Origin of the sequence: Kineococcus rugosus, from assembly GCF_050871975.1 — a bacterium.
Taxonomy (GTDB): domain Bacteria; phylum Actinomycetota; class Actinomycetes; order Actinomycetales; family Kineococcaceae; genus Kineococcus.
On sequence record NZ_JBJLSJ010000021.1, the window covers coordinates 73,135 to 84,598 of the forward strand.

8 protein-coding genes are annotated in these 11,464 nt (G+C 76.6%); 3 read left to right on the plus strand and 5 right to left on the minus strand.

Annotated elements, in window-relative coordinates; translation table 11 throughout:
• Complete coding sequence (locus tag ACRYM6_RS13655; RefSeq protein ID WP_432543421.1) at window positions 1-1,125, minus strand: ferrochelatase; 1,125 nt, start codon at window positions 1,123-1,125, stop codon at window positions 1-3.
• A gap of 120 nt (window positions 1,126-1,245) precedes the next feature.
• On the opposite strand from ACRYM6_RS13655, the gene sepH reads away from it, so the two are divergent.
• Window positions 1,246-2,493 (plus strand): septation protein SepH, encoded by a 1,248-nt coding sequence (sepH, locus tag ACRYM6_RS13660; protein WP_432543422.1) that lies wholly within the window; start codon window positions 1,246-1,248, stop codon window positions 2,491-2,493.
• Here sepH and ACRYM6_RS13665 read toward each other — a convergent pair.
• Genes ACRYM6_RS13665 through ACRYM6_RS13680 form a run of 4 tightly spaced genes read right to left on the minus strand, consistent with a single transcriptional unit; the run spans window position 2,468 to window position 8,185 of the window.
• Complete coding sequence (locus ACRYM6_RS13665; protein ID WP_432543423.1) at window positions 2,468-3,703, minus strand: MFS transporter; 1,236 nt, start codon at window positions 3,701-3,703, stop codon at window positions 2,468-2,470. The two genes, sepH and ACRYM6_RS13665, sit on opposite strands and share 26 nt — an antisense overlap.
• 20 nt (window positions 3,704-3,723) lie before the next feature.
• A complete protein-coding gene (locus ACRYM6_RS13670) occupies window positions 3,724-4,875 on the minus strand; it encodes an alkaline phosphatase family protein (protein WP_432543424.1) in 1,152 nt (383 codons plus the stop codon).
• 2 nt (window positions 4,876-4,877) lie between these two features.
• Window positions 4,878-5,474, minus strand: coding sequence for a DUF5998 family protein (locus ACRYM6_RS13675; protein ID WP_432543425.1), 597 nt, complete (start codon window positions 5,472-5,474; stop codon window positions 4,878-4,880).
• A 20-nt stretch (window positions 5,475-5,494) separates the two neighbouring features.
• The gene (locus tag ACRYM6_RS13680) at window positions 5,495-8,185 is read right to left on the minus strand and encodes a bifunctional acetate--CoA ligase family protein/GNAT family N-acetyltransferase (protein WP_432543426.1); all 2,691 of its coding nucleotides are present in this window, start codon (window positions 8,183-8,185) and stop codon (window positions 5,495-5,497) included.
• A 26-nt stretch (window positions 8,186-8,211) separates the two neighbouring features.
• On the opposite strand from ACRYM6_RS13680, the gene ACRYM6_RS13685 reads away from it, so the two are divergent.
• Both ACRYM6_RS13685 and ACRYM6_RS13690 read left to right on the plus strand, forming a co-directional pair.
• Complete coding sequence (locus ACRYM6_RS13685) at window positions 8,212-8,823, plus strand: nitroreductase family protein (RefSeq protein WP_432543427.1); 612 nt, start codon at window positions 8,212-8,214, stop codon at window positions 8,821-8,823.
• Between the two features lie 104 nt (window positions 8,824-8,927).
• Window positions 8,928-11,333, plus strand: a complete 2,406-nt coding sequence (locus tag ACRYM6_RS13690) for a DNA gyrase/topoisomerase IV subunit A (protein ID WP_432543435.1) — start codon at window positions 8,928-8,930, stop codon at window positions 11,331-11,333.
• The last annotated feature ends 131 nt before the right edge of the window (window positions 11,334-11,464 follow it).

Genomic DNA, 11,464 nt, shown 5'->3' on the forward strand with positions numbered 1-11,464 from the left:
TCAGGCCGGGGCCGGGGCGCGGTAGTCCTCGCCCGTCGCGGCCGGCAGCTGGGCGCGCAGGTTGCGGCAGCAGTCGACCGGGCACACGGTGTGCGAGGGACCCAGGTCCCCGGCGGCCGGCTGCTCGGGGGCCTCGCCGCGGGCCTGCGCGGCGCGCTCCTCGACCAGGTCCACCAGACCGGCCACGAACTGCTCGTGCGCGCCCACGGTCGCCGCGCGGGCGAACGGCAGGCCGATCTCCCCGGCGGTCTCCCGGGCCTCGGTGTCGAGGTCGAACTTGACCTCCATGTGGTCGCTGACGAACCCGATGGGGGCCACGACGACGCCGGGGACGCCGTCGGCGTGCAGGGCGCGCAGGTGGTCGTTCACGTCCGGTTCGAGCCAGGGCTGGCTCGGCGGGCCGCTGCGGGAGCAGTAGGCCAGGTCCCAGGCCAGCTCGCGCCCGGCCAGGGCCGAGGCGCGGCGCGCGACCTCGGCCGCGACGTCGAGGTGCTGGCGCACGTACGCCCCGCCCCCGGCCGCCGGCGGGCCCGAGGCGTCGTTCATGGCGTCCGGGACGCTGTGGGTGACGAACACGACGCGGGCACCGGCGCGGGCGGGCTCGGGCAGCTGCTCCAGCGCCCCCGCGACGCCGCGGGCGTTGACGTCGGCGAAGGCCGGGTGGTTGAAGTAGTGCCGGATCTTGTCCACGGACAGGTACCGGCCCTCCTCGGCGAGGGTGGCGAGCGCCCCGCCGAGGTCCTCGCGGTACTGCCGGCAGCTGGAGTACGACGAGTAGGCGCTGGTGAACACGGTCAGCACGCGGCGGGCACCGCCCTCGTGCGCCTCGCGCAGCACGTCGGTGACGTAGGGGGCCCAGTTGCGGTTGCCCCACAGCAGGGGCAGCCCGGCCAGGCCGCGCGCGTCGAGCTCGGTGCGCAGCTGCGCCAGCAGCTCCTTGTTCTGGTCGTTGATGGGGCTCTTGCCGCCGAAGTGCAGGTAGTGCTCGGCGACGTCCTCGAGGCGCTCGCGGGGGATGCCCCGGCCGCGCGTCACGTTCTCCAGGAACGGCATGACGTCGTCGGGGCCCTCGGGACCACCGAAGGACAGCAGCAGGACGGCGTCGTACGGGGTGGCGTCACTCACCCCCTCATCATCCTCTCCCCGGGCAGGTCGTCGCGCCCGGGTCCACCCGAGGCGGGGTGGGAGGTGGCAGAGTGCATCCGCGATGATGGCCCGCATCACGTTTCCGGGAGGGCGCCACCTATGCAGGACCTGAGGCTCGTCGGGGTCCACGACGACGGTGAGCACGTCGTGCTGGTCGCGACCGACGGCAGTCGCTACCGACTGCGGGTGGACGAGGCGCTGCGCGCCGCCGTGCGGCGCGACCGGGCGCGGCTGGGGCAGCTGCAGATCCAGATGGGGGCGCAGCTGCGGCCCCGGGACATCCAGGCGCGCATCCGCGCCGGGGAGACGGCCGAGGAGGTCGCGGCGGCCGGGGGCCTGACGGTGGAGCACGTGCGCCGGTACGAGGGCCCGGTGCTGGCCGAGCGCGCGCACGTCACGGGCCTGGCGCGGCGCACGCCGTACGGCCGGTCCTCGCTGGCCGGCAGCCTGGACGACGTGGTGGTGGCGCGGCTGTCGGCGCGGGCCGTCGACCCCGAGGGCGCCCGCTGGGACGCGTGGCGCACCGAGGAGGGCGGCTGGGTCGTGCAGTGCGAGTTCGTCGCCGGGGGGCGCGGGCGGGTGGCGCGCTGGGGCTTCGACCCGGCCGCGCGGGTCCTGTCCGCGCACGACGACGAGGCGCGCTGGCTGTCGGAGGAGGAACCGGCCGAGCCGGGTCCGCTGCCGGCCCGCCGCCTGGTGTCGGTGCCCGGTGAGGGCCCGCGCCCGGGGGCCGAGCGGGTCTACGACGTCGAGGCCGACGGCGGGGTGCGCACCAGCCAGACCGACGTCCTGCTCGACGCCCTGGAGTCCGCCCGCGGCGTCCGGCCCGGGCAGTCCACCGCGCCCGGGGCGGGCAGCGCGTCGGCGGCCCCGCGCACGGACGCCCTGACGGCCGACCCGCCGCCGGCGCACCCGGCGGCCTCCGCGCCCGGCGACGTGGTCGACCGCACGGTGCTGCCCGACGAGCACCTCGAACCCGACGACGGCACGGTCGACGGCACCGGCGACGACCCGGTCGACGGCACGGTCGACGACACGGTCGGGGCCGGGGCGACCGCCACGGACGGCGGCCTCGCCGAGGTCGACGGGACCCGCGCCCGCACCGGGGCCGACGGGCCCGGCACGCCCCCGGCGGACGACCCGGCGCCCGCGGACGAGCCGGCCGCCGAGGGCGCCGGGGACGGCAGCACACCGGTCCCCGCCGAGCCCGAGCCCGCACCCGCCGAACCGGCGCCGACACCGAACCCCCAGCGCCGCAACCGGTCCGCCCGCCGGGGGTCCCCCGCCTCGAAGCGGTCGAGCGTCCCGAGCTGGGACGACATCATGTTCGGGACGAAGAAGGACTGAGGCCGCCGACGGCGGGGTCCGCGGTGGGGACGCGGACCCGGCCGGCGAGCGCCGCCACGAGCAGCGACGTCACGACGAGGGCCCCGAGCGCGGCCCGCAGCGAGAACGCCTCGGCGAGCAGGCCGACCAGGGGCGGGCCGACGAAGAACGCCGGCCACTCCCCCAGGTTGACGAACGTCACGGCGCGGCCGGGGGCGATGCCGGGCTGGTTCCCGGCCAGGCCCATCACGGTGGGGAACACGCAGCCGCACCCGACGCCGACGAGGGCGAACCCGGCCAGCGCGGTGGGCACGGACCCGCCGGCGACGGCCAGCAGGACGCCGGCGGCGGTCGTGAGCGCCGAGACCCGCAGGAACCGCACCCGTCCGAGCAGGTCGACCAGCCGGTCCCCGACCGTGCGGGTCAGGGTGATGGACAGCGAGAAGCACACCAGCGTCAGCGACCCGGTGGCGACGCTCGCGCCGATCGAGACCGAGTACTGCGCGCTCCACTGCACGGCCGAGCCCTCGGTGACGGCCCCGAGCAGGGCGATGACGGCGAGCAGGACGATCTGCCGGGTGGGGCGCCCCCGCCCGGCGCGGGCGGCGGCGCCGTCGGGCGCACGGGCCGGGCGCGGTGCGCGGGGGACGGCGGAGGCGGTGCAGCACAGGGCGACCGCGAGCACGACGTGGCAGACGGCGAGCTGCTGCCAGGGCGCGGTGCCCAGCCGCCCGGCGAGCACCCCGGCCAGTCCCCCGCCCAGCTGCCCGACGCTGAACCAGGCGTGGAACGAGGACATGATGCTGCGGCCGTAGCGGCGCTCGACGGTGACCGCGAGGGCGTTCATGGGGCCGAACAGCAGGCCGGTGGCGCAGCCCTGCACCGCCAGCGCCGCGACCAGGACCGCGACGGAGGACGACCCGGCGGCCAGCGGGGCCGCGAGCAGGAGCAGGGCGGCCCCGGGCAGGGCCAGGACGCGCGGGCCGGTGCGGGCGATGACGCGGGTCAGGACGAGGAGCGCCAGCAGCGTGCCCAGCGGCATGGCCAGGACGACCAGGCCCCAGCGGGCGTCGTCCAGCCCGAGCTGGGCCTTGACGGTGGGGATGCGCCCGGCCCAGCCGCCCATCACCGCCCCGGCGGTGAGGAAGAGGACGACGACGGCGGCGCGGGCCCGGCGCGGTGGAGGGTCCTGCGCCGGGTCGCCGGGGACGGGACGGGGTACGGGGCGCACCCCGGCAACCTAGCCGCCGGTCAGCAGGGCACGGTGAACAGCGGGACGAGCCGCTCGGCGTCGGACAGGGCGCCGTGCTGGCCGACGAGCCGCAGGGTCTCGGGGCGCATGGTCGCGGAGTTCACCACGGCGATGTCGTCGCGCATGACGGCCAGGACGTCGCCGATGCGGCCGCTGACGCGGTCCTCGACGGGGCCGAACCAGCCGGCCGCGACGGCCTGCTCGCGCAGCAGGACCTCGGCGGAGGCGCCCAGCCGGCGCGCCCACCGATCGGCGACCTGCTGCGCCGCACCGGCTTCGGTGTACAGCTGCACGGTGCGCGGTTCCCCGCCGCAGTGCCGCACCCCGGCCAGCAGGCCGGGTTCGGCGGCCAGGTCGACCCGCTGCGGGGCGTGGACGTCGACCATGCCGTGGTCGGCGGTGACCACGAGCAGGGTCCCGCGCGGCAGCCGGCGGGCCAGGGCGGCCAGGGCCTCGTCGACGCGTTCGAGCTCGGCGGTCCACTCCCCGGAGTCCACCCCGGCGCCGTGCCCGGTGTGGTCGAGCTTGCCCCAGTACAGGTACGTGAACTGCCGGGGCGCGGAGCGGACCGCGGTGACGGCCGCGTCGACGCGGGCCTCGAGGCGCTCGGGGGTCCCGACGAACCGGCCGCCGCGCAGCGCGGCCTCGGTCAGCCCGGAGCCGTCGAAGTGCGGCGGGGCGACGCGGGCGACGTCGACCCCGGCGGCCGCCAGGCGCTGGAACAGCGTGGGGTGCGGCTGCCAGCGGCGGGGGTCGACGTCGGCGTCCCACTGCAGCTCGTTGAGCAGCCGGTCGCGGTCGGGGTCGAGCACCTCGTACCCGACGAGCCCGTGGCCGCCGGGGGCCAGGCCGGTGCCGAGCAGGCCCATGCTCGTGGCGGTCGTGGTGGGGAACCCGGCGGTCAGGACGCGGTGCAGGCCGTCGGCGCGCCACCGCCGCATGGTGCCGGTGTGCCCGGACCGGGCGGCGAGCAGCAGCTCGCCCATCCCGTCGACCAGGACCAGGCACACCCGGTCGGCGGTGGGCAGGTGCAGCGCGGCGCGGGCGTCGTCGAGCTCGGCCACCCCCAGCGCGCGGCCCACGGCGGGCACCAGGTCGGCCAGGGTGTCCCGCCCGTACGCGGGGACGGGCAGGGCGGCGGGGGCGAGCACGGTCAGCGCGCGGTGACGGCGGACAGCGCGCGGGCGAAGTCCAGGGCGGCGGTGACCGCGGCGGCCCCCTCGGCGGCGCTGGCGATCCGCACCGTCAGGTCGTCCCCGGTCAGCGACCCGGTGTAGCCGTGGTCGGCGTCGCAGTCGGGGTCGGGGCAGGACGCCGGCTCCAGGTCGACCCGGTGCAGCGCGCCCCAGCCCAGCGTCAGGCTGACCTCGGTGGGGGTGCCGCCGGGGCGGTGGTCGGCGGGGCGGGTGACGACCTGGGACACCACGACGGAGGTGACCCGCGACAGCGGCACCGTCTCGGTCGAGCAGACGGCGTACGGCTCGGTGGCGGTGTCGTCGGGGCCGTGGTCGTCGGCGTGCGCGACGACGAGGCGGGTGGGGGTCGTGGCGAGCACGGTGACGTGCCGCCGCACCTCGTTGGCGTCGAAGGTCGTCTCGGGGTGGACCAGGTGGGCGTGGACCGGTTCGCCGGCCACGCAGGTCCGCAGGCAGTCGGCCACGAGCTCGGGGTAGTACCCGGCTCGTTCGAGGTCCTTCAGCAGGGCGACCGGGAGGTCGGACCCGGCACGGGTGTCGGTGCGGTCGCGCATCCCCCCATCATCCCGCACGCCTAGAGGGGCAGGGTCCGGCGGTCGGGGTCGGCGCGGCCCTGCGGGGGGGCGACCCGGACGACCACGTCGAGGCAGGTCGCGCCCCGCTCGGCGACCAGGACGGGGGTCAGCCGCAGCTCGGCGATCTCGGGCACGGCGTCGGCGAGCACGGCGACCCGGGCGATGACGTCCTGCAGGGCCGGGACGTCCAGCCGCGGGGAGCCGCGGTGCCCGAACAGCTTGGGGGCGGCCTTGATCGACCGGACGAGGTCGTCGACGTCGACGTCGGTCAGCGGCGGGATCCGGTAGGCGACGTCGCCCATGAGGTCGATGGGGTCGCCCTCGACGCCGAAGGCGAGGACCGGCCCGAACAGCGGGTCCTCGGTGCTGCGCACCAGGCACGGCACCCCCAGGGCCGCCATCGGCTGGACCGCGAGGGTCCGGGCCGCGGCGCCGAAGACCTCGCGCATCTCCTGCACGGCCCCGCGCAGCGCCTCCGGGCTCGACAGCCCCAGCCGGACCCCGCGCAGGTCCTGGCGGCCGGCCAGCTCCTCGCCCACGGTCTTCAGGGCCACCGGCCAGCCGAACCGCTCGGCGGCCTCGACGGCCTCCTCGACCCCGCCGACCTCGGCGCGCGGCAGCAGGGCGATCCCGACGGCCTCCAGCAGCGCCGTGCGGGCCTCCCGGTCCAGCGTGGTGCCCCCGGGGTGCTCGGCGAGCGCGTGCTCCACGACCGCGCGCGCCCGCGGCAGGTCCACGCCCTCGGGGGCCACGGGGTGGCCGCGGTCCTTGCGGCGCCACTCGGAGTACCGCACGACGGCGGCGAGCGCCCGCACGGCGTCCTCGGGGGTGGGGAAGCTGGGGACGGTGGGGCACTCGTCGTCGGTGGCGTCCGAGCCCAGGGCCCCCACCCGGGCGGCGGAGACCGAGCGGGTGCCCAGGAAGCAGGTGACGCACGTCTTGCCGCCCTCGGCGGCCGTGCGGGCGACGGCGGTGGCCGCGGCGGCGTCGACGGTGGCCGTCGGCGGCACCCAGCTGGCGACGACGGCGTCGACCTGCGGGTCGGCGAAGGCCCGCCGCAGCGCGTCGGTGAAGACCTCCACACCGGCCTCGGGGTGCACGGAGGTGGGGCCGTGCACGACCTGCAGGTCCCAGCTGACGCAGGCGTCGGCGGCGAGGGTGCCCAGGGCGTCGGAGTTGCCGACGATGGCGATGCGGGACCCCGCCGGCAGGGGCTGCTCGACGGCGACCTGGGCGACGTCGAACAGCTGGTGGACGTTCTCGACGCGGATGACCCCGGCCTGGCGCAGCATCGAGTCCACGACCTCGAACGGCACCTCCGAGCGCCGCACGGTGTGCCCGGGCGGGACGCCGAACCCGGAGGCGCCGGACTTCACGACGATGACGGGCTTGCGCCGGGCCAGCCCGCGGGCGACGCGGCTGAACTTGCGGGGGTTGCCGACGCTCTCGAGGTAGAGGCCGACGGCGGCGGTGGCCTCGTCGTCGTGCCAGAACTGCATGAGGTCGTTGCCGGAGACGTCGGCGCGGTTCCCGGCGGAGACGAAGGTGGAGATGCCCAGGCCGCGGCGGTGCGCGGAGCTGAGGACGGTGACCGCGAGCGCCCCGGACTGGCTGAAGAGCCCGAAGCGGCCCGGCGGGGGGACCTCCTGGGCCAGGGAGGCGTTGAGCCGGACGTCGGGCGCGGTGTTCACGACGCCGAAGGAGTTGGGCCCGATGACGCGCATGCCGTTGGCGCGGGCGATGCGGACCAGCTCGCGCTGCAGCTCCACGCCCTCGGGGCCGGTCTCGGCGAACCCGCTGGAGACGACGACCAGGCCGCGCACCCCGGCGGCGGCGCAGTCGCGCACGGCGGCCAGGGCGGTGGCGGGGGCGACGGCGACGACGGCGAGGTCGACGGGCTCGCCGATGTCGCGCACGGAGGCCAGCAGCGGCACGCCGAGCAGCTCCTCACCGGCGCCGGCGGCGTTCACGGCGTGCACGGCGCCGGTGAAGCCGCCGGAGACGAGGTCGGCCAGCAGCCGGTGCCCGACGGTGCCGGGGGTGCGGCGCGCGCCGACGACGACGACGGACTTCGGCGTGAGCAGGGCCGTGACGCTGCGGGCCTCGGCGCGCTGCTCGCGGGCGCGCATGACGTCGACGGAGCGCTCGGTGGCGTCGATGTCGAAGGAGACGTCCAGGACGCCGTCGACGTAGCCCTGGCGCACCTCGAACCCGGCCTCGCGGAAGACGCCGATCATCTTGGCGTTGGTGGGCAGGACGTCGGCGGTGAAGCGGCGGATGCCGCGCTCGCGGGCGGCGGCGGCGAGGTGCTCGAGCAGGACCGAGCCCAGGCCGCGGCCCTGGTGGGCGTCGGAGATGTTGAAGGCGACCTCGGCCGAGCGGGGGCGGCCGGGGCGGACGGGGGCGGCGTCGAAGCGGGCGATCCCGACGATGTCCTGCCCGACGGTGGCCACGAGGGCCACGCGGTCGACGTGGTCGACCTGGGTGAAGCGGGCCAGGTCGCGGCGCGACAGGCGCGGCATGGGGGCGAAGAAGCGGAAGTACCGCGACTCGTCGGACTGGCGGTCGTGGAAGGCCGCGACGGCGTCGGCGTCGTCGGGCCGGATGGGGCGGACGTGGGCCGTCCCGCCGTCCCGCAGGGCCACGTCGGCCTCCCACCGGGTCGGGTAGCCCACGGGCGGCAGCGGCATGCCCCCGATCCTAGGACGATGGGCCCGTGGAGTTCGGGGAGGTCCTGCGGGGCCGGCGCATGGTCAGGCGCTACGACGGGGCGCCGGTGCGGGACGAGGTGCTGGGGCGGGTCCTGGCCGCGGGGCTGCGGGCGCCGAGCGCGGGCAACAGCCAGGGCCGGGACCTGCTGGTGCTGCGCTCGGCCGCCGACCGGGAGCGGTTCTGGGCGTGCTCGGCCGGGCCGGGCCCGGCCGACGCCTGGCTGGAGGGGATGCGGACGGCACCGGTGGTGGTGCTGCTGCTGGCCGACCCGGGCGCGTACGCGCGCCGGTACGCCGCGCCGGACAAGCCCGGCCCGGACCGGGACGCGGCGGCGTGGGAGGTGTCCTGGCCGGACGTCGACACCGGCATGGCGGGGCTGCTGGTGCTGCTGGCGGCCGTCGACGCGGGGCTGGGGGCGTGCCTGTTCGGGGTGCCGTCGGCGGCGCGCCCGGCGCTGCGGGAGGCCTTCGGGGTGCCGGCGGACCGGCGGTTCGTGGCGGCGCTGACGGTGGGCCACCCGGCGCCGGGCGAGGCGTCGCGGCCCTCGCGCCGGCACCGGCGGACGGTGGCCGACGCGGTGCACGAGGGCCGGTTCGGCGTGCCCTGGACCGGCTGAGGCCCGGCGGGGCGGCAGAATGGGTGACCGTGCCCAGCAGCAGAACCGCTCCCCCGCCGTCCGACGTCCCCGAACGGATCGTCGACATCGACGTCGAGCAGGAGATGCAGGGCGCGTTCCTGGAGTACGCCTACTCGGTCATCTACTCGCGGGCGCTGCCCGATGCCCGCGACGGCCTGAAGCCGGTCCAGCGCCGGATCCTGTACATGATGCAGGACATGGGGCTGGTCCCCGCCCGGGCGCACGTGAAGTCGGCCCGCGTGGTCGGCGAGGTCATGGGCAAGCTGCACCCGCACGGCGACGTCGCGATCTACGACGCCCTGGTCCGCCAGGCGCAGCCGTTCACGATGCGGCTGCCGCTGGTCGACGGGCACGGGAACTTCGGGTCCCTGGACGCCGGCCCGGCCGCGCAGCGGTACACCGAGGCGAGGATGGCGCCCGCCGCGCTGCTCATGACGACGGGGCTGGACGAGGACGTCGTCGACTTCGTCCCGAACTACGACGACCGGCTGAAGGAACCCGGGGTCCTGCCCGCGGCGTTCCCGAACCTGCTCGTCAACGGGGCCAGCGGGATCGCGGTCGGGATGGCGACGAACATGCCGCCGCACAACCTCGTCGAGGTCGTCAACGCGGCGCGGCACCTCATCAAGCACCCGGGCGCGGACCTGCCCGCGCTGATGCGGTTCGTGCCGGGCCCGGACTTCCCGACCGGCGGGCGCGTGGTCGGGCTGGAGGGCATCAAGGACGCGTACGCGAACGGGCGCGGGACGTTCCGCACCCGGGCGACGGTGAAGATCGAGAAGATCGGCCGCCGCCAGGGCATCGTGGTCACCGAACTGCCCTACGGCGTCGGCCCCGAGCGCCTCGTCGAGAAGATCGCCGACAACGTCAAGAACAAGCGCCTGCAGGGCATCGCCGACGTCACGGACCTGTCCGACCGGCACAAGGGCATGCGGCTGGTCATCGAGGTCAAGAACGGTTTCGTCCCCGAGGCGGTGCTGGAGCACCTGTACCGGCTGACGCCGATGGAGGAGACGTTCGGCATCAACAACGTCGCCCTCGTCGAGGGGCAGCCGCGCACGCTGGGGCTGAAGGAACTGCTCGAGGTGTTCATCGGGCACCGCGTGGACGTGGTGCGCCGCCGGACGCAGTTCCGGCTCGACAAGGCGCGCGACCGGCTGCACCTGGTCGACGGCCTGCTCCTGGCGATCGTCGACATCGACGAGGTCATCGCGATCGTCCGGTCCTCCGACGACGCGGCCTCCGCGCTGGCCCGCCTGGTGGAGCGGTTCTCGCTGTCGGAGGACCAGGGCCGGTACATCCTGGACATGCAGCTGCGGCGGCTGACGAGGTTCTCCCGGCTGGAGCTGGAGCGCGAGCAGGCCGAGCTGCGGGCCGTGATCGCCGAGCTGGAGTCGATCCTGGCCGACGAGACGAAGCTGCGGACGCTGGTCAGCGACGAGCTGGGGCAGGTGGCCGCCGAGCACGGCACGCCGCGCCGGACGGTGCTGCTGACGTCCTCGGGCCCCTCCCCCGCGGCGGCGGCGACCCAGCTGGAGATCGAGGACGACCCCTGCTGGGTCCTCATGAGCTCGGCGGGCCTGCTGGCCCGCACGAGCTCGGTGGAACCGCTGGGGACCGAGGGCCGGCGCTCGCGGCACGACCTGGTCGTGGCGGCCGCCCCGGCGACGGCGCGCGGTGACGTGGGGGTGCTGACGTCGGCCGGCCGGCTGGTGAGGGTCTCGGTGCTGGAACTGCCGACGCTGCCGCCGGTGGCGGGGCGGCCGAACCTGTCCGGCGGCACGAGCGTGAAGGAGTTCGTGACGTTCGGCAAGGGCGAGCGCGCGCTGACGGTCGTGCCGATGCCGGTGGCCGGCGTGGAGGACCCCGACGACCCGGGTTTCGCGCTCGCGACGGCCACGGGCGTCGTCAAGCGCGTCGTGCTCGAACCGCTCGGCAGCAAGCCCGAGGTGGACGTGATCGCGCTGAAGGACATCACGGCGCGGCAGAAGGACGAGGTCGTCGCCGCGGTGGCGCTGTCCACCGGCGAGGAGGAGCTCGTGTTCATCACGACCGACGCGCAGCTGCTGCGGTTCCCGGCCTCGCTGGTGCGCCCGCAGGGCCGGGGCGCGGCGGGGATGGCGGGCATCAAGCTGTCGGCCGGGGCGCGGGTGGTGGCGATGACGGCGGTCGCGCCGGACGCGGCCGACCCGGTGGTCGTGACGATCGCCGGGGACTCCGCCGGCGGCGCCTCGCAGGTGGGGTCGGCGAAGGTCACCCCGCTGTCGGAGTACCCGCCCAAGGGCCGCGCCACCGGCGGGGTGCGCTGCCACCGGTTCGCCCGCGGGGAGGACACCCTGCTGCTGGCGTGGGCCGGGGCGAGCCCGGCCGAGGCGGCGACGTCCACCGGGACGGCGGTCGCGCTGCCGGAGGCCCGAGGCCGGCGCGACGGGTCGGGCACGGCGCTGGAACGGCCGGTCGCCGCGGTCGCGGGACCGCCGCAGACCTGACCCGCCGCACGGGGCGGGGACGGGGGGGTCGGGGGGCGGCCCTCCCCGCCCGGGGGGACCCCGTCCGCCGCTGATGGCGCCGGCGCCCACGCCCCACAGCGCGCGCGGGGACTCCACCCCCGTGGGGGTGT